Annotated in this window: 22 protein-coding genes; 17 read left to right on the forward strand and 5 right to left on the reverse strand. The window is 66.6% G+C overall.

Annotated features, from left to right (window positions below; translation table 11 throughout):
• Positions 1-83 precede the first annotated feature (83 nt).
• From A5785_RS02250 to A5785_RS02260, 3 genes are all read right to left on the reverse strand, one after another.
• Positions 84-1,436: an MFS transporter gene (locus tag A5785_RS02250; RefSeq protein ID WP_005202668.1), complete on the reverse strand. Its 1,353-nt coding sequence runs from the start codon at positions 1,434-1,436 to the stop codon at positions 84-86.
• 44 nt (positions 1,437-1,480) lie between these two features.
• On the reverse strand, positions 1,481-2,353 hold the full coding sequence (locus A5785_RS02255) for a shikimate dehydrogenase (RefSeq protein ID WP_005202669.1): 873 nt from the start codon (positions 2,351-2,353) through the stop codon (positions 1,481-1,483).
• A 142-nt stretch (positions 2,354-2,495) separates the two neighbouring features.
• Entirely contained in the window at positions 2,496-3,140 is a 645-nt protein-coding gene (locus A5785_RS02260; protein ID WP_005202670.1) for a TetR/AcrR family transcriptional regulator, read from the reverse strand.
• Positions 3,141-3,217: 77 nt separating this feature from the next.
• Between A5785_RS02260 and A5785_RS02265 the strand changes: the two genes are divergently transcribed.
• The 11 genes from A5785_RS02265 (at position 3,218) to pyrF (ending at position 16,082) form a co-directional block, all read left to right on the forward strand.
• Positions 3,218-4,990, forward strand: a complete 1,773-nt coding sequence (locus A5785_RS02265; RefSeq protein ID WP_064864382.1) for a bifunctional sugar phosphate isomerase/epimerase/4-hydroxyphenylpyruvate dioxygenase family protein — start codon at positions 3,218-3,220, stop codon at positions 4,988-4,990.
• Between the two features lie 30 nt (positions 4,991-5,020).
• Positions 5,021-6,136, forward strand: coding sequence for a M24 family metallopeptidase (locus A5785_RS02270; protein ID WP_064864384.1), 1,116 nt, complete (start codon positions 5,021-5,023; stop codon positions 6,134-6,136).
• Positions 6,137-6,202: 66 nt separating this feature from the next.
• Positions 6,203-6,766, forward strand: a complete 564-nt coding sequence (efp, locus tag A5785_RS02275; protein WP_049697272.1) for an elongation factor P — start codon at positions 6,203-6,205, stop codon at positions 6,764-6,766.
• Between the two features lie 30 nt (positions 6,767-6,796).
• On the forward strand, positions 6,797-7,261 hold the full coding sequence (nusB, locus tag A5785_RS02280; protein ID WP_049697273.1) for a transcription antitermination factor NusB: 465 nt from the start codon (positions 6,797-6,799) through the stop codon (positions 7,259-7,261).
• Positions 7,262-7,349: 88 nt separating this feature from the next.
• The gene (gene pyrR, locus A5785_RS02285) at positions 7,350-7,922 is read left to right on the forward strand and encodes a bifunctional pyr operon transcriptional regulator/uracil phosphoribosyltransferase PyrR (RefSeq protein ID WP_049697274.1); all 573 of its coding nucleotides are present in this window, start codon (positions 7,350-7,352) and stop codon (positions 7,920-7,922) included.
• Positions 7,922-8,893: an aspartate carbamoyltransferase catalytic subunit gene (locus A5785_RS02290; protein WP_005202679.1), complete on the forward strand. Its 972-nt coding sequence runs from the start codon at positions 7,922-7,924 to the stop codon at positions 8,891-8,893. The genes pyrR and A5785_RS02290 overlap by 1 nt, the downstream gene beginning before the upstream one ends.
• On the forward strand, positions 8,890-10,221 hold the full coding sequence (locus tag A5785_RS02295; protein WP_049697276.1) for a dihydroorotase: 1,332 nt from the start codon (positions 8,890-8,892) through the stop codon (positions 10,219-10,221). Before A5785_RS02290 ends, A5785_RS02295 begins: the two co-directional genes overlap by 4 nt.
• Complete coding sequence (locus A5785_RS02300; RefSeq protein ID WP_049697277.1) at positions 10,218-10,739, forward strand: PH-like domain-containing protein; 522 nt, start codon at positions 10,218-10,220, stop codon at positions 10,737-10,739. Before A5785_RS02295 ends, A5785_RS02300 begins: the two co-directional genes overlap by 4 nt.
• Positions 10,736-11,905, forward strand: a complete 1,170-nt coding sequence (gene carA, locus A5785_RS02305) for a glutamine-hydrolyzing carbamoyl-phosphate synthase small subunit (protein WP_049697278.1) — start codon at positions 10,736-10,738, stop codon at positions 11,903-11,905. The genes A5785_RS02300 and carA overlap by 4 nt, the downstream gene beginning before the upstream one ends.
• A complete protein-coding gene (gene carB / locus A5785_RS02310; RefSeq protein WP_064864386.1) occupies positions 11,905-15,240 on the forward strand; it encodes a carbamoyl-phosphate synthase large subunit in 3,336 nt (1,111 codons plus the stop codon). The genes carA and carB overlap by 1 nt, the downstream gene beginning before the upstream one ends.
• Positions 15,240-16,082: an orotidine-5'-phosphate decarboxylase gene (gene pyrF / locus A5785_RS02315; RefSeq protein ID WP_064864388.1), complete on the forward strand. Its 843-nt coding sequence runs from the start codon at positions 15,240-15,242 to the stop codon at positions 16,080-16,082. Before carB ends, pyrF begins: the two co-directional genes overlap by 1 nt.
• A 69-nt stretch (positions 16,083-16,151) precedes the next feature.
• On the opposite strand, the gene A5785_RS02320 is transcribed toward pyrF, so the two are convergent.
• Positions 16,152-16,475 carry a hypothetical protein gene (locus tag A5785_RS02320; RefSeq protein WP_231895410.1) on the reverse strand — a complete coding sequence of 108 codons (324 nt, stop codon included), beginning with the start codon at positions 16,473-16,475 and terminating at the stop codon, positions 16,152-16,154.
• A 26-nt stretch (positions 16,476-16,501) separates the two neighbouring features.
• Positions 16,502-16,705, reverse strand: coding sequence for a hypothetical protein (locus A5785_RS23425; RefSeq protein WP_197500792.1), 204 nt, complete (start codon positions 16,703-16,705; stop codon positions 16,502-16,504).
• 614 nt (positions 16,706-17,319) lie between these two features.
• Between A5785_RS23425 and mihF the strand changes: the two genes are divergently transcribed.
• The 6 genes from mihF (at position 17,320) to A5785_RS02355 (ending at position 23,124) form a co-directional block, all read left to right on the forward strand.
• A complete protein-coding gene (gene mihF / locus A5785_RS02330) occupies positions 17,320-17,634 on the forward strand; it encodes an integration host factor, actinobacterial type (RefSeq protein ID WP_005173231.1) in 315 nt (104 codons plus the stop codon).
• Entirely contained in the window at positions 17,631-18,233 is a 603-nt protein-coding gene (gene gmk, locus A5785_RS02335; protein ID WP_197500791.1) for a guanylate kinase, read from the forward strand. The genes mihF and gmk overlap by 4 nt, the downstream gene beginning before the upstream one ends.
• The gene (rpoZ, locus tag A5785_RS02340) at positions 18,230-18,529 is read left to right on the forward strand and encodes a DNA-directed RNA polymerase subunit omega (protein ID WP_005202695.1); all 300 of its coding nucleotides are present in this window, start codon (positions 18,230-18,232) and stop codon (positions 18,527-18,529) included. The genes gmk and rpoZ overlap by 4 nt, the downstream gene beginning before the upstream one ends.
• Before the next feature lie 12 nt (positions 18,530-18,541).
• Entirely contained in the window at positions 18,542-19,786 is a 1,245-nt protein-coding gene (coaBC, locus tag A5785_RS02345) for a bifunctional phosphopantothenoylcysteine decarboxylase/phosphopantothenate--cysteine ligase CoaBC (RefSeq protein ID WP_064864391.1), read from the forward strand.
• A 130-nt stretch (positions 19,787-19,916) separates the two neighbouring features.
• Complete coding sequence (gene metK, locus A5785_RS02350) at positions 19,917-21,128, forward strand: methionine adenosyltransferase (RefSeq protein ID WP_064864393.1); 1,212 nt, start codon at positions 19,917-19,919, stop codon at positions 21,126-21,128.
• Positions 21,129-21,192: 64 nt separating this feature from the next.
• The gene (locus A5785_RS02355; protein ID WP_064864395.1) at positions 21,193-23,124 is read left to right on the forward strand and encodes a primosomal protein N'; all 1,932 of its coding nucleotides are present in this window, start codon (positions 21,193-21,195) and stop codon (positions 23,122-23,124) included.

Here is a 23,124-nt window from a genome sequence, read left to right on the forward strand (position 1 = left end):
ATGCGATCGTCGGCAGCGTCAGATGTGTATAAGAGACAGGCGAATGACGCCACCCCACTCCCGCGTCGGAGTTCGATGCGATGTCAGGCCGCGAGCGCTGTGGCGCTGCGGGTCGTCACCGTCACCGGTTCGATTCCGAGGTCCTCGGTCGCGACATCCTTGGTCTCCCGGGCGGTGAGGGCCGCCGCGGCCGCGATCAGGCAGATCGTCGCGGTGAAGATGCTGATCACCACCCAGCCGCCATCTCCGACGCCTCCCAGCGCGGTCACGATCGACGGCGCGAAGCCCGCCATCAGGAATCCGAGCTGGGTACCGATCGCGAGGCCGGAGAAACGGACCCGGGTGGAGAACATCTCGCCGTAGAAGGCGGGCCACACGGCGTTGGCCGCTGCATAGCCGAACGAGAAGGTGAGCACGGCGAGCACGAAGGTCAGCAGGTGATTGCTCTGGCTCATCGAGAGCATGTAGAAGGGCATCAGGACGGCCGATGCGAGTGCGCCATAGATGAAGACGGGCTTGCGTCCGATGCGGTCGGCAAGGGCACCGAAAAGCGGCTGGGTGATCAGCGCGCCGATATTGGCGACGACCACGAGCCAGAGGGTGAGGCCGGCGTCGAGCCCGACGTGCTTGCCGTAGGCGAGAGCGAGATTGGCGAAGACCGTCGAGACCGCGGCGATGAAGGCGCACAACACAACCCGTGTGACATCGCGCCAATGGTCGCGCATCAGGGGCACCAGCGGCAGGCGTGCGATCTCGCCGGATTCGCGAGCCTCGGTGAATTGCGGGGTCTCGTGCAGTCGACGTCGGATGAAGAAGGCGACGAGAACGACGACGGCCGACAGCCAGAACGGCACGCGCCAGCCCCATGAATACTTCGCGTCGTCGGGAAGTGCCATGAAGGGGATCAGCACGAGCGAGGCCAGGATGAGTCCGCCCTGGGTTCCGGTCAGCGTCCACGAGGTGAAGAACGCACGACGATGGTCGGGCGCGTGCTCGAGTGCCAGCGAACTGGCGCCTGCCTGTTCACCGGCGGCTGAGAAACCCTGGAGCAGACGGCAGATCACGAGCAGTACGGGAGCCAGCCAGCCGATCTGATCGAAGGTCGGCAGGCAACCGATGACGAACGTCGACAGACCCATCAGCACGAGCGTGAACATCAGTACCCGCTGGCGACCGATGCGATCACCGAAGTGGCCGAGGATCAACGCTCCGATCGGGCGCGCGATGTAGGCGACACCGAACGTCGCGAACGACATCACCAGTGCCGCGTTGTCGTCGGACGGGAAGAAGACGTGCGGGAAGATCAGTGCTGCCGCGGAGCCGAACAGGAAGAAGTCGTAGTACTCGACGGCACTGCCCATGAATCCCGCGAGTGCGGCGTGTCGTGGTGTGCGTTTCCCGACGGCTCCGGTGCCGTCGGATTCGGTTGTGGTCATTGGGGGTACTCCTCTGGTGCGATTGTGCCTGGTGGCAGGGCGGTTCAGGACTCGTTTGCGACGAGTTGTCGGAAGTGACGGGTCATTCGATCGGCATCCGGGTGCAGCCCGGTGATCAGCGCGAATGCGTCGACGGCCTGGTAGACGGCCATGTGGCCTCCGTCGAGGGTCGGGGCGCCCGCTGCGCGCGCGGCCTGCAGCAGCGCGGTGTCGAGGGGGCGATAGACGATGTCGGCCACCCAGAGGTCGGGCCGTAGCAGTGAGGCGTCGAACGCGATGCCGGGATGTTCGGCCATGCCGGTTGGTGTCGCGTGGACGACGCCGGAACTCTCCGGAAGCAGTGCGGGGAGTTTGTCGAACGCCGCGGCGTCGACACGCTGCAGTGGGTGGCGGGTGGCCAGGTCGTGCGCGAGGGCGCCGGCACGGTCGACGTCGAGGTCGACGACGGTGAGATGGGCGGCACCGAGTCGCAACAGCGCGTCCGCGACCGCCGTTCCCGCGCCGCCCGCGCCGACCAGCACGACGTCGGCGAGGTCGGCGTCGGGCAGCCCCTCGGTGAAGCCGTGTGCGAATCCCGTTGTGTCGGTGTTGTATCCGACGTCGCCGTCGTCGGTGAACAGAACCGTGTTCACCGCGCCGAGCGTGGCCGCGACGGGATCGACATGGTCGAGGTGCGCCATGACCAACTGCTTGCACGGGTGGGTGGCGTTGACGGCGTCGAATCCGAGCGCGCGCGCCCAGGACAGCACCTCGCCGATGCGGTCGGGGGAGATGCCCGCCGCGGTGAGGTCGATCGGGCGGTAGCTGTAGTCGAGGCCGAACGCGCGGCCCTCGGCCATGTGCATCGCCGGGGTCAACGACGGCCCGACGCCGGTGCCGATGAGTCCGACCAGATAGCTGGTCTCGGAAGTGTTCATGAGCTGTCTCCGTAATGTACGAACTAGTACGTTCGCAATCGAGTAGAGCACTGTGCTCCGCGTCTCGTCAACAGTTTCGTGTGATTGGAATCGCACAAGAAGACGCAGAGACTCCCGTTGGGGCCTCAGTCGCGGGGTGTGTTCAGGCGGTGGTGGTGAGCCACCCGACGACGACGTCGCCGATCATTCTGCGCAGGTGAGCGCGGTTCGACGTCTCGGTCAGATCGAGGTCGAAGAGGTAGCCGAAGGTGTAGCGATTGGCCACCTGGAACACGCAGTACGAGCTGATCACCAGGTGGACGTCGAGCGCGCTGACGTCGGTTCGGAACAAGCCGGCCGTCCGACCGTCGGCGAGGATGTCGTCGAGGAGCGACGTCGCGGGGGCGCTCAACTGGGGGAGGTCGGTGAGTCGTCGGATGAAGTCACCGCGATGGATGTTCTCGATCGAGACCAGGCGGATGAAGTCGTCGTTGTCGATGTGATGGTCGAAGGTGACTTCGGCGAGTCGTCGGATCGCCTCGATCGGATCGGCGTGGTCGACGCGCAACTTCTGTTCCGCCTGACGGATTCCTCGGTACGCCCGGTCCAGAACCGCCAGGTAGAGGCCCTCTTTGCCGCCGAAATAGTAGTAGATCATCCGTTTGGTGGTGCGCGTGCGTTCGGCGATCTCGTCCACGCGGGCGCCCGAATATCCCGACTCGGCGAAGACCTCGGTGGCAACGTCGAGCAGTTCTGCACGCGTGCGCTCGGGATCGCGCTGGAGTTCGGATTTCGGCTTGGCGGCCACGGTGGGAGCTTACTTGCGAGGCGTCCGTCCATGACGAACCATTGCCACCACAATGTACCAATTGGTACATTGATGTGATGAAGACCTCGATTGCGACCGTCTCGGTGTCTGGCTCACTCGTCGAGAAACTGCACGCGTGTGCCGACGCGGGGTTCGACGGCGTGGAGATCTTCGAGCCCGATCTGATCGCCGCAGACCAGTCCCCGGAGGAGATTCGAGCTCTCGCGCACAGGCTCGGGCTGGCGCTGTACCTGTATCAGCCGCTACGCGACATCGAAGGTGTCAGCGAGACGAGATTCGCCGACAATCTGCGACGCGCGGACGCGACATTCGCCACCGCTGCGCGACTGGGTATCGACACGGTCCTCGTGTGCAGCAATGTCGCCACCGCAACGATCGACGACGACGCGGTGTCCGCCGATCAGCTCCGACGCGTCGGCGATCTCGCGGCCGGACACGGCCTTCGCATCGCCTTCGAAGCCCTCGCCTGGGGACGGTTCGTCGACGACTACCGGCGTTCATGGCGCATCGTCGAGCTCGCCGACCATCCGGCAGTCGGCCTGTGTCTCGACAGTTTTCACGTGCTCTCGCGCGGGCACGATCCGTCGGCGATCCGAGCGATCCCGGGGGAGAAGGTCTTCTTTCTCCAACTCGCCGACGCCCCGGCACTGTCCATGGACGTGTTGTCGTGGAGTCGGCACCATCGCCTGTTCCCCGGCGAAGGCGCGTTCGATCTCGAGGACTTCGTCGGTCATGTCCTGGCAGCCGGATACACCGGCCCGCTGTCGTTGGAGGTCTTCAACGACACGTTCCGACAGACCGACCCGGCACCGACGGCGGCGCACGCGCATCGGTCGCTGCTGTGGTTGCAGGATCGGCTCGACCTGATCGACATCCCGGATCCCAAACCTCCGATAGGATTCGACTTCGTCGAGATCAAAGCCGAGGACACCCGCGAGGTCGAGGCCATGTTGCACCAGCTGGGCTTCGTCGGTCGCGGCCGACATCGGAGCAAGCCGGTCACGTTGTGGACGGCGGGTCAGGCGCGGGTGGTTCTCAACGAGCAACAGGCGCGCGACGAGTCGCCGCACATCGCGGCCATCGGACTCCAGGTATCCGACCCGGACGCGGTGAGCAGACGCGCCTCGATCCTCGGTGCGCCTGCGGTCAATCGGCGCACACACGCGTCGGAGCACGCGTTCGGCACGACGATCGTGCCGGGCGGCACCGAGGTCTTCTGGACGGGCGCGACCGCCGACTCGCCCGGCTGGGTCGACGAGTTCGACGACGGACTGCCGACGACGCCCACGGCGATTCGCGCGATCGACCACGTCAATCTCACCCAGCAGTGGGAGACCGCCGACGACGCACGGCTTTTCCTGATGAGTGTGTTCGGTCTCGACGCCGACGACCCGGTCGAAGTGCCAGGACCGCGCGGGTTGATCCGCAGCCAGGTGTTGCGCTCTGCGGACGGTGCCGTCCGGGTTCCGCTCAACGTCGCACCGCACGTCCTCGATTCCGAGGCGATCGCGCAGCACGTCGCGTTCGCCTGTGATGACGTGCTCGGACTCGCGCGTCGCGCACACGACGCCGGCCTGCAGTTCCTGCGTGTCCCGGACAACTACTACGACTACGTCCGCGGACGCTTCGGTGTCGCCGAGGATCTGCTGGCGCACCTGCGCGAGCTCGGCGTGCTCTACGACCGCAGCTCCGATCCGGCGGGCGGCTACCTGCTGCACTTCTACACCCGCACGGTGGGCCGGGTCTTCTTCGAATTCGTCCAACGGTTCGACGGCTACGACGGATACGGCATCGACAACGCACCCGTGCGGCTCGCCGCGCAGCAGTGACGCCGCGGCCCTCCGAGTAGCGTGAGTGGCATGCTCACAGCTCCGTTGCCCGATGAATTCGCGCGTCGTCGCGAGCGTTTTCGTGCACTGATCTCGACCGGCCCCGAACCCGTCGACGTCTTCGTGGTCTCCGATCTCACCAACATCCGCTACCTGAGCGGGTTCACGGGCTCGAACGCCGCGCTGTCGATCTCCGCCGCAGGCAGTGACGGCGACCGGATCTGCACGGATGGGCGCTACATCACGCAAGTCGCCGAGCAATCGGGCGACCTCGTCGCCGTCATCGCGCGCAACTGCACCGAAGAGCTCGTCGGAGCCGCGCTCGCATCGGGGGCGTCGCGGGTCGGCTTCGAGTCGGACATCCTCACCGTTGCGACCCACGCGAATCTGACAGGCGGTCTCGCGCAGGGGAGCGAACTCGTCGGGCGGACCGGCCTCGTCGCCGAGTTGCGTGAGGTCAAAGACGACGCAGAGGTCGAACTGCTGCGGCGCGCCTGCGCCATCGGCGACGTCGCGCTCGCCGAGATCATCTCTGACGGCGTGATCCGCGCCGGCGCGACCGAACGCGAGGTGGCACGCGCACTCGAGAACGCGATGTTCCGGCACGGCGCCGACGAGATCTCCTTCGAGACCATCGTCGCGGCGGGTGCCAACTCGGCGATCCCGCATCATCGCCCGACGTCGGCGGTGCTCGCCGACGGTGATTTCGTGAAGATCGACTTCGGGGCGGTCGCAAGCGGCTACCACTCGGACATGACCCGCACCTATGTGCTCGCGCGCGCAGCGGACTGGCAGCGAGAGATCTACGACCTGGTCTTGACGGCACAGACCGCGGGCCGTGAGGCGCTGAAAGCGGGTGCCAACCTGAGGTCGATCGACGCCGCTGCGAGGTCGGTCATCGACGACGCGGGCTACGGGGACCAGTACGTCCACGGACTCGGCCACGGCGTCGGACTCGAGATCCACGAAGCGCCCGGCATCGGAAAACTGGCGACGGGTACACTACCTTCCGGCGCAGCGGTGACTGTGGAGCCCGGTGTCTACCTCCCCGGAAGAGGTGGCGTCCGGATCGAGGACACGCTCATCGTCACAGATGGCGAGCCCGACCTGCTGACCACCACCGACAAGACCTTTACCGTCATCTGACGGCCCGCGCACCCCGATGCGCAGGAGATGCACACATACCGACGTAGAAGATTGAGGAACTGATTCATGGCGACCACCGCCGATTTCAAGAACGGTCTCGTACTCCGCATGGACAACCAGCTTTGGCAGATCCTGGAGTTCCAGCACGTCAAGCCCGGCAAGGGGCCTGCGTTCGTGCGTACGAAGATCAAGAACGTGCTCAGCGGTAAGACCGTCGACAAGACGTTCAACGCGGGCGTCAAGGTCGAGACCGCGACCGTCGACCGTCGCGACATGCAGTTCCTGTACAACGACGGCACCGACTACGTCTTCATGGACGCCCAGGACTACGAGCAGTACCCGATCGCGCCGGAGACCGTCGGCGACGGTGCGCGCTTCCTGCTCGAGAACATGACCGTCCAGGTTTCCCTGAACGAGGGTCAGCCGCTCTTCGTCGAGCTCCCGGTCACCGTCGAGCTCACCGTCACGCACACCGACCCGGGCCTGCAGGGCGACCGGTCGACCGGCGGCACGAAGCCGGCCACGGTCGAGACCGGCACCGAGATCCAGGTGCCGCTGTTCATCAACACCGGCGACAAGCTGAAGATCGACTCGCGCGACGGCAACTACCTCGGCCGCGTCAACAGCTGATCACCAATCTCGGTCAACGAAGGTAGATCAGTGAAGCAACCCGGAACCCGGCACAAGGCTCGCCGGCGCGCAGTGGACCTGTTGTTCGAGGCTGAGGCCAAGCAGGTCAGCCCCGCGCAGCTCGTCGCGGAACGGCGCGAGTTCGTACGCGACGACGAGAGCGTCGGCGAGATCCACGACTACACCGCGACGGTGATCGAGGGACTGGCCGACGACCAGACACAGATCGACTCCGTCGTCGCGTCGCATCTGAAGGGCTGGACGCTGGAGCGGCTTCCCGCCGTCGACCGTGCGATTCTCCGTCTCGCGACGTGGGAGCTGTTCAACTCGACCGACGTCGATCCGATCGTGATCGTCGACGAGGCCGTCGAATTGGCCAAGGAACTGTCCACCGACGACTCACCCGCGTTCGTCAACGGTGTGTTGGCGAAGATCGCCGAGCTCGCCCCGCAGGTACGGGCGGCGCAGGCGGCCGGGTCCGACGGGCAGGGCTGAACAGCCCGATGCCTACCGGCGTGTAGAGTATTCGGCGACAGACATCCTTTAACGATCCGTCCCGTGAGGCGGAGAAGGAGGTCCATACATGGGCGAACGTGTTCTGCTCGACGCCGCGGATGTGTCCCGCACCATCGCGCGCGTCGCGCACCAGGTCATCGAGAAGACGGCTCTGGACTCACCTGATGCACCCCGCGTGGTGATCATCGGAATCCCGACGCGCGGAACGACTCTCGCCAATCGGCTGGCCGCGAGGATCAAAGAGTTCTCCGGCGTCGACGTTCCCGTCGGATACCTCGACATCACGCTCTACCGCGACGATCTCCGCGCCAAACCGCACCGCCCGCTCGAACGCACGATGGTGCCTGCCGGCGGCGTCGACAACGCGGTCGTCGTACTCGTCGACGACGTGCTCTACTCGGGCCGAACCGTTCGCGCCGCACTCGACGCGCTCCGCGACCTCGGCCGTCCCGCCGCGGTCCAACTCGCGGTGCTCGTCGACCGCGGCCACCGAGAACTACCGCTACGCGCCGACTACGTCGGCAAGAACATCCCCACCTCGCGTGACGAGACCGTGTCGGTCCACCTGACCGAGCACGACGGCGTCGACGAGGTTGTGCTCGGCTCGAAGGGGTCGGGCGACGAGCAGGCGGCTCAGTGATGCGCCACCTACTCTCGACTGCCGACCTGACCCGCGACGACGCCACCGATCTTCTCGACGAGGCCGAGCGCTTCGAACAAGCGCTGACCGGTCGCGAGATCCGCAAACTCCCGACGCTGCGCGGACGTACCGTCATGACGGTGTTCTACGAGAACTCCACTCGCACAAGGGTTTCCTTCGAGGTCGCGGGCAAATGGATGAGCGCCGACGTCATCAACGTGAGCGCGTCCAGCTCGTCGGTCAACAAGGGCGAATCGCTGCGCGACACCGCGAAGACGTTGCGGGCCGCGGGAGCCGATGCGCTCATCGTGAGGCATCCCGCGTCGGGCGCGGCACATCAGATCGCGGCGTGGACATCCGGCGGATTCGGCCCCGACGGCCCGGATGCGGAAGGTACCGGACCGGCGGTGATCAACGCGGGCGACGGCACCCATGAGCACCCGACGCAGGCGCTGCTCGACGCCCTCACGCTCCGCCAGCGACTCGGCAGCATCGAGGGACGACGGATCGCCATCGTCGGCGATGTGCTGCACTCGCGCGTCGCGCGGTCGAATGCGCACCTGCTCTCCACACTCGGCGCCGACGTCGTGCTGGTCGCGCCGCCGACGTTGCTCCCGGTGGGAGTCGACGAGTGGCCGGTCGAGACGTCGGGCAACCTCGACGCCGAACTACCGGGCGCCGACGCCGTGATGATGCTGCGGGTACAGGCGGAGCGCATGAACGGTGGTTTCTTCCCGTCCGCACGCGAATACTCGGTGCGCTACGGCCTCAACGAGCGTCGGATGGGGTTGCTGTCCGACGACGCCGTCGTGCTGCATCCGGGTCCGATGCTGCGCGGCATGGAGATCGGCTATTCGGTCGCCGACTCGCCGCGCGCGACCATTCTCGAACAGGTGCGCAACGGCGTGCATGTCCGCATGGCGGTGCTCTTCCGGCTGCTCGCGGGCACAGAATCAGGAGGTGCGCTGTGACCGGCCCCAGCTCGGCAGCAGGATCGGTTGCCACCGGATCGGTGCTGATCCGCTCGGTCCGCCCGTACGGCGAGGGTGATCCGGTCGACGTGCTTGTCACCGACGGCGAGATCGCGGAGATCGGAACGTCGATCGACGCCCCGGACGACATCGAGGTCGTCGACGGCAACGGCGCCATCGTGCTGCCGGGCTTCGTCGACATGCACACGCATCTGCGCGAACCCGGCCGCGAAGACACCGAGACGATCCGAAGTGGTTCTGCCGCAGCGGCTCTCGGTGGATATACGGCCGTGTTCGCGATGGCCAACACCGCGCCCGTCGCCGACAACTCGACGGTGACCGACAACGTCTGGCGTTCCGGACGCGAAGTCGGACTGGTCGACGTCTACCCGGTCGGGGCCGTCACCGTCGGACTCGAGGGCAAGCAACTCGCCGAGATGGGCATGATGGCGTCGGGAGCCGCAGGCGTCCGCATGTTCAGTGACGACGGAAAATGCGTCTCCGACCCGTTGCTCATGCGGCGTGCGCTCGAGTACGCCAAGGGACTCGGCGTACTCATCGCCCAGCACGCAGAAGAACCACGCCTCACAGTCGGCGCCGTCGCGCACGAGGGCCCGACGGCGGCACGGCTCGGACTCGCGGGCTGGCCGCGCGCGGCCGAGGAGTCGATCGTCGTCCGCGACGCCCTGCTGGCACGCGACGCCGGGGCGCGGGTGCACATCTGCCACGCGTCGACCGAGGGCACCGTCGCACTGCTGCGCTGGGCCAAGGAGCAGGGGATCGACGTGACCGCCGAGGTCACACCGCATCACCTGCTGCTCGACGACTCTCGGCTGCAGACCTACGACGCCATCAACAAGGTGAATCCGCCGCTGCGCGAGGAGCGCGACAAGGTCGCGCTGCGTCAGGCGCTGGCCGACGGGATCGTCGACTGTGTCGCGACAGATCATGCGCCGCATGCCGCGCAGGAGAAGTGCTGCGAGTTCGCGCAGGCCAAGCCGGGAATGCTCGGCTTACAGACCGCGCTGCCGATCATCGTCGAGACCATGGTCAACCCGGGCCTGCTCGACTGGCGAGGCGTCGCCCGCGTCATGAGTGAACGTCCGGCACAGATCGTCGGGCTCACCGATCAGGGCCGCCCGGTCGCCGTCGGCGAACCCGCGAATCTGACGCTGGTCGACCCGGAGACGTCGTGGGTGGTGCACGGGCGCGAGCTCGCTAGCCTTTCCGACAACACCCCCTACGAGTCGATGTCGATGCCCGCCACCGTCGTGGCAACACTGCTGCGCGGCGTGGTCACGGCGCGCGACGGCGAGGTGACACGGTGAGTGCGTCGGAGATCCTCATCGTGATCGTCGTCGTGCTGGTGTGGCTGGGACTGATCTCACTGGTGCTGCGCGGATGGCGCAACCGAGGCCGTGGCCAGGCGGAGTTGATCGGCGAGATGCCCGTGGCCCCAACCGAACTCGGCGAGCCGCAGCTCGGCCCCGACTCCGGTTTGTACGTCGGCTCGACGCTCGCGCCGAGTTGGCAGAACCGGGTGGCCGTCGGCGACGTCGGCGATCGTGCCACCGCGACCATCTCGGCCTACCCCGACGGTGTGCTGCTCGAACGGCGTGGTGCCAGCGATATCTGGATTCCGCGCTCGTCGATCACCGCCGTCCGCACCGAGCGCGGACTCGCGGGCAAGGTCATGACGGCCGACGGACTGCTGGTGATCCGCTGGGTGCTGCCGACGGGAACCGAAATCGATTCAGGAATACGTGCCGACGACAAGACCGTCTACCCGGGATGGGTGGCCGCATTCGACACACAGCCCGATACAGAACAGAGGAAAGACCAATGACCGCAGCGGTTCTGGTGCTCGAAAACGGCCAGGTGTTCCGCGGCCGGGAATACGGCGCCGTCGGCGAGACGCTCGGCGAAGCGGTGTTCTGCACCGCGATGACCGGCTATCAGGAGACGCTGACCGATCCCAGCTACCACCGTCAGATCGTCGTCGCGACCGCCCCGCAGATCGGTAACACCGGTTGGAACAACGAGGACGGCGAATCAACGGGCAGTGCGGGCAGTGAGGGCGAGGTCGGCGACTCGGGCAAGATCTGGGTTGCCGGGTACGCGGTGCGCAATCCCACACGGCGCGTGTCGAATTGGCGCGCCACAACATCTCTGGAGGCAGAGCTCGAGCGCCAGGGCATCGTCGGTATCTCGGGTATCGATACCCGGACCGTTGTGCGTGTGCTGCGCGACCACGGATCGATGCGGGCCGGAGTCTTCTCCGGTGCTGCGCTCGCAGACGACGACGAGCTCATCTCCCGGGTGCGTAGCCAGCCGTCGATGAAGGGCGCGAACCTCGCCGGCGAGGTCAGCACCGACACCGGCTACCTCGTAGAACCGGGCTCCGACCCGCAATTCACCGTTGCCGCAATCGATCTCGGTATCAAGACCAATACCCCGCGCATGTTCGCCGAACGCGGAGTCGCGGTACACGTGCTGCCCGCGGACGCCGGATTCGACGCGATCGCCGAGCTGAAGCCCGACGGCGTGTTCCTGTCGAACGGCCCGGGCGACCCGGCGACCGCCGACGATGCCGTCGAGCTGACCCGTCAGGTCCTCGGCGCCGATCTGCCGCTGTTCGGCATCTGCTTCGGTAACCAGATCCTCGGCCGCGCATTCGGCCGGAACACCTACAAGATGAAGTTCGGCCACCGCGGCATCAACATCCCGGTGATCGACGCTGCGACCGGCAAGGTGTCGATCACCGCACAGAATCACGGCTTCGCGCTCGAGGGCGAAGCGGGCGAAGAGTTCGACACCGACTTCGGACGTGCCCGCGTCAGCCACGTCTGCGCCAACGACGGCACCGTCGAGGGCGTCGAATTGCTGTCCGGCCGAGCGTTTTCGGTCCAATACCACCCAGAAGCGGCGGCCGGTCCACACGACGCCGCCTATCTGTTCGACAGATTCGTCTCCCTGCTGGAGGCTGATCGCGCCAACGGAACGAGGTCCTAATGCCGCGCCGCGACGACATCAATCACGTCCTGGTGATCGGCTCCGGCCCGATCGTCATCGGACAGGCCTGCGAGTTCGACTACTCGGGCACCCAGGCGTGCCGCGTCCTCAAGGCCGAGGGCCTGCGCGTGAGCCTGGTCAACTCCAACCCGGCGACCATCATGACCGATCCGGAGTTCGCCGACGCCACCTACATCGAGCCGATCACGGCCGAGTACGTCGAGAAGGTCATCGAGGCTGAGCGCGACGCCGGCCATCCGATCGACGCGGTACTCGCCACCCTTGGTGGGCAGACCGCACTGAACACCGCTGTGGCCCTGCATGATCGGGGTTCTCTCGAGAAGTACGACATCGAACTGATCGGTGCCGACTTCGACGCCATCCAGCGCGGCGAGGACAGGCAGATGTTCAAGGACATCGTCGCCAAGGTCGGGGGAGAGAGCGCACGGTCGCGCGTCTGTCACACCATGGAAGAAGTGCGTGAGACCGTCGCCGACCTCGGGTATCCCGTGGTCGTGCGCCCGTCGTTCACGATGGGTGGCCTCGGTTCGGGTATGGCCTACAACACCGACGACCTCGACCGCATCGCGGGTGGTGGCCTCGCGGCGTCGCCGACCGCCAACGTGCTCATCGAGGAGTCGATCCTCGGGTGGAAGGAATACGAGCTCGAGCTGATGCGCGACAACCGCGACAACGTGGTCGTCGTCTGTTCGATCGAGAACGTCGACCCGGTCGGAGTGCACACCGGCGATTCGATCACCGTCGCACCGGCGATGACCCTGACCGACCGCGAATACCAGAAGATGCGCGACCTCTCGATCGACATTCTGCGCGAGGTCGGCGTCGATACCGGCGGCTGCAACATCCAGTTCGCGCAGGACCCGCGCGACGGACGACTCATCGTGATCGAGATGAATCCGCGAGTGTCCCGTTCGTCGGCATTGGCTTCCAAGGCAACGGGTTTCCCGATCGCCAAGATCGCCGCGAAGCTCGCGATCGGCTACAGCCTCGACGAGATCACCAACGACATCACTAAGGAGACCCCGGCCTGCTTCGAGCCGACGCTCGACTACGTCGTGGTCAAGGCGCCGCGCTTCGCGTTCGAGAAGTTCCCCGGCGCCGACGACACGCTGACCACCACGATGAAGTCGGTGGGCGAGGCCATGAGTCTCGGCCGTAGCTTCGCCGAGGCGTTCGGCAAGGTGATGCGCTCGCTCGAGACCAAGGCGGCCGGATTCTGGACCGAGCCGAACCGACCCGATCCGGCGACCGTCGACCTCGACGCCCTGCTGGAGGAGATCGCGACGCCGAAGGACGGTCGCATCTACAAGGTGATGCTCGCGTTCGACGCCGGAGCCACCATCGAGCAGGTCTACGACGCCACCGCCATCGACCCGTGGTTCCTCGCCGAGATCGCGGGGATCGGGGCGCTCGGCGCGCAGATCCGTGACGCCGACGAACTCACCGAGGATCTGCTCCGCGACGCGAAGTCGAACGGCTTCTCCGATCGTCAGATCGCCGCTCTGCGTGACGATTTCGCCGACGAGAATGCCGTTCGCGCCCATCGTCACGGGCTCGGCGTCCGACCGGTGTACAAGACCGTCGACACCTGTGCCGCGGAATTCGAGGCGAAGACGCCGTACCACTACTCGACCTACGAGCTCGATCCCGCGGCGACCAGCGAGATCGCTCCGCAGACCGAGCGGCCCAAGGTGCTGATCCTCGGCTCGGGTCCCAACCGCATCGGCCAGGGCATCGAGTTCGACTACTCGTGCGTGCATGCGGCGCTGACGCTGTCGGAGGCCGGCTACGAGACGGTCATGGTCAACTGCAACCCGGAGACGGTCTCGACCGACTACGACACCGCCGACCGCCTCTACTTCGAGCCGCTGACCTTCGAGGATGTGCTCGAGGTCTACCACGCGGAGTCGGAGTCGGGCACGGTCGCGGGAGTGATCGTCCAGCTCGGCGGACAGACACCGCTCGGACTTGCCGACCGTCTCGAGGCCGCCGGGGTCCCGATCGTCGGAACCAGCCCTGCGGCAATCGATCTCGCTGAGGACCGTGGCGAGTTCGGCAAGGTACTCACCGACGCCGGACTGCCCGCGCCCGCGTTCGGTACGGCCACCTCGTTCGAGGAGGCACGCGACACCGCCGCCCGGATCGGCTATCCGGTACTGGTGCGCCCGTCCTACGTGCTCGGCGGTCGCGGCATGGAGATCGTGTACGACGAGGCATCGCTCGCCGACTACATCTCGCGCGCAACAGAATTGACGCCCGACCACCCGGTGCTCGTCGACCGCTTCCTCGAAGACGCGGTCGAGATCGACGTCGACGCGCTGTGCGATGGCACCGAGGTGTACATCGGTGGCGTCATGGAGCACATCGAGGAGGCCGGTATCCACTCCGGCGATTCGGCGTGCGCGCTGCCGCCGATCACGCTGGGCCGATCGGATCTCGAGATGGTTCGACGCTCGACCGAGGCATTGGCCAAGGGCATCGGCGTGCGTGGACTGATGAACGTCCAGTACGCGCTCAAGGACGACATCCTGTATGTCCTGGAGGCGAATCCGCGTGCGAGCCGCACCGTGCCGTTCGTGTCGAAGGCGACGTCTGTCCCGCTCGCGAAGGCGTGCGCTCGCGTCATGCTCGGCGAGACCATCGCCGAACTGCGCGAGCAGCAACTGCTGCCCGCCACCGGAGACGGCGGCACCGCGCCGATCGACGCTCCCATCGCGGTCAAAGAAGCGGTCTTGCCGTTCAACCGCTTCCGCCGCTTCGACGGCACCGGAGTCGACGCGCTGCTGAGCCCGGAGATGAAATCGACGGGCGAGGTCATGGGAATCGACGCCGATTTCGGGCGGGCGTTTGCCAAGTCGCAGACCGCGGCATACGGCTCACTGCCCACCCAGGGCGCCGTCTTCGTGTCGGTGGCCAACAAGGACAAGCGCGCTCTGCTCTTCCCGGTCAAGCACCTCGCCGACCTCGGGTTCACCATCCTGGCCACCGAGGGCACCGCAGAGGTGTTGCGCCGCAACGGAATCGTCGCGACGACAGTGCCCAAGCACTTCGAGGCCAAGCCGGGGGAGCGCACGATCGTCGACGCGATTCTCGCCGGTGAGGTCGCGATGGTGATCAACACGCCCTACGGCCAGTCGGGTCCGCGCGTCGACGGTTACGAGATCCGCAGCGCTGCAGTCACCGCGGGAATTCCGTGCATCACCACCGTGCAGGGAGCCAGCGCAGCGGTCCAGGGCATCGAGGCCGCGTTGCGAGAAGAGATCGGCGTCGAATCGCTGCAGCGTCGGCACGCAACGTTGATCAACGAGGGGTGATGAGTGTGACACGTTCGGACACAACAGGTTTCGCGGTTCATTACCGATCTGCTGTTGCCGAACGTGGCAGGCTGTGCGCCGGGATCGACCCCCACGTCGAGCTGCTCGAGCAGTGGGGGTTGCCCGTCGACACCAGCGGACTGCGGCAATTCGCCGACATCTGCGTCGACGCGCTCGGCCCGGTCGCAGCCGTGATCAAACCGCAGGTGGCCTTCTTCGAGGCGTTCGGCGCTGCGGGATTCGCGGTGTTGGAGTCGGTCATCGCGGGGTGCCGGGCGGCGGGTGCCGTCGTACTCGCCGACGCCAAGCGCGGCGACATCGGCTCGACGATGCAGGCGTATGCGCACGCGTGGCTCGACGAACGGTCACCGCTGTGCGCCGACGCCGTCACCGTCTCGCCGTATCTGGGATTCGGCTCACTGTCGCCTGCGATCGACGCCGCGCGCAGCGGCGGGCGCGGTGTCTTCGTGCTCGCGCGCACATCCAATCCCGAGGGTGCCGGCCTGCAGCTCGCCACGACGGGCGACCGGACCGTCGGACAGACGATCGTCGACGACGCCGCTGAACAGAACGCAGACGGATCGGCGACGGTCGGGCTTGTCGTCGGAGCAACTCGTGCGCACGGGCTCGATCTGAGCGCACTGAACGGCCCCATCCTGGCTCCCGGTCTTGGGGCGCAGGGTGCGACGGCCGCCGACCTGCCCGAGGTCTTCGACGGCGCCGACCCTGCGTGGGTGCTGCCCGCGAGTTCCCGCGGCGTCCTGCGCGCGGGTCCCGACGTCGCGGCGCTGCGGGCGGCGTTCGCGGTTGCTCGTGACGAGGTAGAGGCCGCCCTGCGCTGATCGTCGGATTCTCGACGACGAGACGCCCGCCCGACACATCCGTGCCGGACGGGCGCCTGCTTGTTCCTATCACCACAGGTCATAGACGGCGTTCGCGTTGGGGAATCCGCTCGCGACCGAGGCATTGACGAAGTAGTGACCACCGGTGGTGCCGGTCATGTTGGTGTTCACATCGCCGCGCACGTTCTCCAGCTCGTAGATCGCACGCGGGCCGAAGGCACCGACCTGATAGTTGACGAACACCGTCTCCGACGACGCGTTCGGTGCACTGGCGGTGACGACCTCACTGGCACCCGGGGCCAAAGCGAACTGAGGCGCGTTGATCCACTGACCGGAGCCCGGTGTACCGCCCGCGTAGAACTCGGTGTGATCGGTGTGGTTGGTGATCGTCATGGCGACGGTCGGCTCTCCCGGATGGTTCACGGGCAAGGTGCCCGCGTGTGCCGCGCCGACTCCGGCGGCGGCCAGTGTGCCGGCGATTCCGAGTCCTGCGACGACGGCCGCAGTGCGGATTGCGAAGGTCTTGCGGTGACGCGGCTTGGTCTGCCGGTGCTTGCGGTGTTGCCGGTCTCGGTGCTTGCGGCGGCGGTGTTGGTCTCGGGGGTGGTGTCGTTGGCGTTCATGGTGTTTCTCCTTGCGACGGGGCCGCGTCCTTTGGGGGCGTGGTCGCTGTTTCTGACACCAATGACTTTGCCGCTCAGAAGCCCTTCGCAACCTCCGCCGACGGGCTGATCAGCAGGATGATCAGCGCATCCCCCGATCGGTGGATGTGGCCGTCGGCACAGCAGAACGTCGAGGACGCAGGCGCGCGACACGCTCAACGAGCGCATCAATTCGCTGAGTTTGTCGGTCGCAACTGCTGTCACAGCAGTACCAGGCGGGATTCGACGAGCATCGACGACTTCGGGGCGTCGGAAACGATCGTGTCACGGAGCCGGGTCTGTGACCTGCGGGTTTATTCGGATTCGTGGTCTGTCACAGCAAACGCGTAGGCTCTGCCGGGTCGTCGGTGAGCAGGGAGTTTCCGAACCCTCTACATCACCGAGGCCGACCGAAAACGCGGGGGTGCCTCTCGCAAATGCCTGTTCAGATGGGTACGGTCGCTTTCGCTGCAGTCATTCGAGGTGATGTCGCCCCAGATCGGGGCGAGTACACGTCGGGACCCGCGGCCACACGCCGCCGGAGCCTGCCCCGGGCGCCGGTGTAGTCAGTTCGAGAACGAAAGACGGAGGAACCCGTGGCGCTTCCCCAGTTGACAGACGAGCAGCGCGCCGCTGCGTTGGAGAAGGCAGCTGCCGCTCGCCGAGTACGCGCCGAGCTCAAGGAGCGTCTCAAGCGCGGCGGCACCGATCTCTCGCAGGTGCTCAAGGATGCCGAGACCGATGAGATCCTCGGCAAGATGAAGGTCTCGGCCCTGCTCGAGGCGTTGCCGAAGGTTGGCAAGGTCAAGGCGCAGGAAATCATGACCGAACTCGAGATCGCCCCGACGCGCCGCCTGCGCGGCCTCGGCGATCGCCAGCGCAAGGCGCTGCTCGAGAAGTTCCCGTCCTGAGCGGGCAGAACACACACACGAGGGGCCGACTGGTTATTCTGGTCGGCCCCTCGGCCGTGGGTAAGTCGACCGTCGTGAGACGAGTCCGCGAGCTCGTGCCAACCCTGTTCTTCAGCGTCTCCGCCACGACGCGCGCGCCGCGCCCCGGCGAGGTCGACGGCCGCGACTACTACTTCGTTTCCGACGCCGAGTTCGATCGCATGATCGCCGACGACGAGTTCCTCGAGTGGGCAGAGATCCACGGCGGACTCCAGCGATCGGGCACGCCGGCAAAGCCTGTCGAAAACGCGCTCGCCAAGGGACAGCCGGTACTGTTGGAGGTCGACCTGGCCGGCGCACGCAACGCGGTACGCCGACTTCCCGAGGCCATCACCGTCTTCCTCGCGCCGCCGAGTTGGGACGACCTCGTCGAACGACTCGCAGGTCGCGGCACCGAAACACCCGAGGCGGCACAGCGTCGTCTCGAAACCGCCAGAACCGAAATGGACGCGCAGGGCGAGTTCGACCACGTGGTGGTCAACAACGAAGTCGACTCAGCCGCCCGCCAGTTGGTATCCTTGCTGGTTGGATCCGACAATACAAAGCAGGAGTTCGCGTGAGCACGCAGACCAATTTCGACACCCCCGAGATCGTCGACGCACCGTCGTACGACACACCGCTCGGAATCACCAATCCTCCGATCGACGATCTGCTCGAGCGCGCGTCGTCGAAGTACGCCCTGGTGATCTACGCGGCCAAGCGCGCACGTCAGATCAACGACTACTACAACCAGCTCGGCGACGGCATCCTCGAGTACGTCGGCCCGCTCGTCGAGCCGGGTATGCAGGAGAAGCCGCTGTCGATCGCCATGCGTGAGATCCACTCGGATCTGCTGCAGCACACCGAGGGCGAGTAGTACCCACAGGAGATGACCACTCCGGGCGCCAAGCGGCGCATTCTGGTCGGCGTCGGCGGCGGTATCGCCGCGTACAAGGTGTGCTCGGTCATCCGACACTTCACCGAGGCCGGACACGAGGTGCGGGTCATCCCGACTCGTGCGGCCCTCGAATTCGTCGGCGCGGCGACCCTGGAGGCGCTGTCGGGTCATCCGGTGTCGACCGAGGTCTTCGAGAACGTCGACGAGGTGCCGCACGTCCGATTGGGGCAGGGCGCCGACCTGGTGATCGTCGCGCCTGCCACAGCCGACCTCATGGCGCGCGCCGCGACGGGGCGCGCCGACGACCTGCTGACCGCGTCGCTGCTGACGGTCACGTGTCCGGTGATGTTCGTACCCGCCATGCACACGGAGATGTGGGAGCACCCCGCAACGCAGGCCAACGTCGCCACGTTGCGTGAGCGCGGCGCCACCGTCGTGACACCGGCCTCCGGAAGGCTGACCGGTCGCGACACCGGTGCCGGACGCCTACCCGAGCCGCAGGAGATCGCGCTTCTCGGCGAACTGCTGCTCGACCGCTCCGACGCGCTGCCATACGACCTGGCCGGAGCGCGCATCGTGATCAGCGCCGGAGGCACCCGCGAACCGCTCGACCCCGTGCGCTACCTCGGCAACCGCAGTTCGGGCAAGCAGGGCTTCGCTCTCGCACGCGCCGCAGCGCAGCGCGGAGCCCACGTGACCGTCGTCGCGGGTTCGACCAATGAGGCGGGCGAGCCTGCAGGCGTCGAGGTCGTCCATATCGAGGACGCGCGCCAACTCGCCGACGAGATGACCAAGCGTGCCGCAGACGCTGACGCGGTGATCATGGCCGCTGCCGTCGCCGACTTCCGCCCGGTCACCGTTAACGACACCAAGATCAAGAAAAACGACGACGGCCCCGCACCCATCGAGCTGACGACCAATCCGGACATCCTGCGTGGACTCGTGCAGTCCAGGGAGTCCGGTGCCATCCCGTCCGAGGTGGTGATCGTCGGCTTCGCCGCGGAGACGGGCGACGACCAGGGTGGTGTGCTCGACCACGGCCGCGCGAAGCTGCGCCGGAAGGGCTGCGACCTGCTCGTCGTGAACGCGGTCGGCGACGGCAAGGCGTTCGGCACCGAGGACAATACGGGCTGGTTGCTCGCGGCGAACGGCAACGAGACGTCGCTTCCGTACGGTTCGAAAACACTCATGGCGAGCCGAATACTTGACGAAGTTCGCGCTTTGCTGCCTGATTAGGTTCGCCCTCCACCTCGTCAATCGAATGTCGGGACGAGTGTGTAGGTTTGTAATCCACGAGACCACCAACGGCGACCATTCGAGTTTGCCGTGTGCTCCCACTGGGGGGACACGAGTTTGAGAGGATCAGATGACCAGCTCTGCGTCACGCCTGTTCACCAGTGAGTCGGTCACGGAGGGCCATCCGGACAAGATCTGCGACGCGATCAGCGATTCGGTCCTCGACGCCATCCTCACCGACGACCCGAAGGCCCGCGTTGCCGTCGAGACCCTCGTCACCACAGGGCAGGTTCATGTGGCGGGAGAAGTCACGACCACCGCCTACGTCGACATCCCCGGCATCGTCCGCAGCAAGATTCTCGAGATCGGCTACGACTCGTCGACCAAGGGCTTCGACGGCGCGTCGTGCGGTGTGAACGTAGCGATCGGTGCGCAGTCGCCCGATATCGCGGGTGGTGTCTTCAATTCGCACGAGAGCCGCAGCGGCATTTCCGAGGACGAGATCGACGCGCAGGGCGCGGGCGACCAGGGACTCATGTTCGGGTACGCCACCGACGAGACCCCCGAGCTGATGCCGGTTCCGATCGCGCTCGCTCATCGGCTGTCACGTCGGCTGACCGAGGTTCGTAAGAACGGCACGCTGCCGTACCTGCGACCCGACGGCAAGACCCAGGTCACCATCGAATACGACGGCGACACGCCGGTCCGACTCGACACGGTCGTCGTCTCGACCCAGCACGCAGCCGATATCGACCTCGAGAAGATGCTCACCCCTGACATCAAGTCGCAGGTGATCGATCCGGTCCTCGCCGAGCTGGATCTCCCCGGCTTCACCACCGAGGGCTACCGACTGCTGGTCAACCCCACGGGCAAGTTCGTGCTCGGCGGTCCGATGGGCGACGCAGGCCTGACCGGACGCAAGATCATCGTCGACACCTATGGCGGCATGGCCCGCCACGGCGGCGGTGCCTTCTCGGGCAAGGATCCGTCGAAGGTCGACCGCAGCGCGGCGTACGCGATGCGCTGGGTCGCCAAGAACGCTGTCGCTGCCGGTCTTGCCAGCCGCATCGAGGTGCAGGTCGCCTACGCCATCGGCAAGGCAGCTCCCGTCGGACTCTTCGTCGAGACCTTCGGCACCGAGAAAACCGATCCCGAGGTCATCCGCAAGGCGATCTCCGAGACGTTCGATCTGCGCCCGCTCGCGATCATCCGCGATCTCGACCTGCTGCGCCCCATCTACGGCCCGACCGCGGCCTACGGCCACTTCGGACGCACCGATCTGGACCTGCCCTGGGAGAACACCGACCGGGCCGACAAGCTGCGCTCGGCAGCGGGTCTCTAAGACATAAGCCGCAGTTCTGCCGAAAGAACGTGCAGCGTCGAAGCCGGTCGCGAAGGTCCTGCCCATGCTCGGGCTGGCCCATCTCGACCGGCCTTTCGATTATCTGATCGACGCCGGGCAAGATGCCGATGCCGTCCCGGGCGTCCGCGTGCGGGTGCGGTTCTCCGGCCGACTCGTCGACGGCTTTCTGCTCGACCGCGTCGAAGAATCCGAGCATCCCGGCAAGCTGGGGTGGCTCGAGCGGATTGTCTCGCCCGAGCCGGTGCTCTCACCCGAGATGATGCTCGTCTGCCGTGCGGTGGCCGAGCGCTATGCGGGCACGATGTCCGACGTGATTCGACTCGCGGTGCCGCCACGACACGCGCGCACCGAAAAGGAGGAGACGCCTGCGCCGACGTCGGACGTCGTCGTTCCCGAACGTGACGGGTGGCGTGCGTATCTCAACGCCGAGTCGTTCCTCGACTCGCTCGCCGAAGGTGCTCCGCGGGCGTTGTGGCAGGCGACGCCGGGGGAGGACTGGCCGGCGCGACTCGCCGAGCTCGCGGCGCAGGTCGCCGCGGCGGGGCGCGGTGTGGTCGTCGTGGTACCCGATCAACGTGACCTCGACCGATTGTCGGCGGCGTGCGAGCCGCTGCTCGGCGACCGGTGCGTGACCCTCGCCGCAGGACTCGGCCCGACCGCCAGGTATCGGCGATGGTTGTCTGTGCGTCGAGGCGCGGTCGACGTCGTACTCGGAACCCGCAGTGCGGTGTTCGCCCCCGTGCACGATCTGGGGCTGATGGTCATCTGGGACGACGGCGACGACAGCCTCGATGAGCCGCGAGCGCCGTATCCGCATCCACGCGAGGTCGCGGTGTTGCGGGCGCACATCGAGCGCGCCGGACTCGTGATCGGTGGTTTCGCACGAACCGCCGAGGCGCAGGTGCTCGCCGAGGCCGGCTGGGCCCACGACCTCGTTGCCGCGCGAACGACGGTCCGCGACCGCAGCCCCAGGATCGACGCGATCAGCGACGAGGATGCGCGCGTGGCACGTGATCCGTTGGCGCACAGCGCACGCATACCCGAGGTGGCGTTCGACGCCGCGCGAAAAGCCATCGCCGCCGACACCCCGGTCCTGTTCAGCGTGCCTCGGCGCGGATACATCCCGTCGCTCGCGTGCGCCCGGTGTCGTACCCACGTGCGCTGCAGGTCGTGTCATGGGCCGGTGCAGATGGGCGCCGACCAGCAGCTCACCTGCCGATGGTGTGGCCGGATCGAGCTGCGTTTCCGCTGCGTCGAATGTGGCGGTACCCAGGTCAGGGCGCTCACGACGGGCGCACGCCGTACTGCCGAGGAGTTGGGACGCGCGTTTGCGGGTGTCCCGGTGCTCACCAGCGGCGGCTCGTCGATCCACGACCGAGTCGACGGTGGGGCGCGCGTCGTCGTGTCGACGCCGGGTGCAGAGCCGGTTGCCGACGGCGGTTACGGAGCGGCGATCGTCCTCGACACGTGGGCGCAGCTCGACCGATTCGACCTGCGTGTCGACGAGAACGCGGTCCGCCGCTGGATGGCGATCGGTGCGCTGATCCGTGCGCGCCACGAGGGCGGTGCGATGGTGATCGTTGCCGACGCGTCGCTGAGCCCGGTGCAAGCGGTCATCCGGTGGGATCCGGTGGGTTTCGCCGCGCACGAACTCGGCAATCGGGTCGAGTTGGGTTTTCCGCCCGCGGTGACGATGGCCTCGATCGACGGCGACACCGCGTCGATCAACGCGTTCACCGATCTGATCGAATTGCCCGCCGGCGCAGACGTTCTCGGTCCTGTGCCACTGCCACCGGGCGTCCGGCCCCCCGCTGGTGTTCCCGACGGCGCCGAGATCGAACGCATTCTGGTGCGGACCGATCGCCGACACGGGCGAGAACTGACGGCGGCGCTGACCGAGGCGCAGGTGCGCCGCAACACACATCACGAGACCGGGCCGATCCGTGTGCAGGTCGATCCACCTACCATCGGATGA

Origin of the sequence: Gordonia sp. 852002-50395_SCH5434458 (assembly GCF_001665905.1) — a bacterium.
In the GTDB taxonomy this organism is placed as follows: Bacteria; Actinomycetota; Actinomycetes; order Mycobacteriales; family Mycobacteriaceae; genus Gordonia; species Gordonia jacobaea.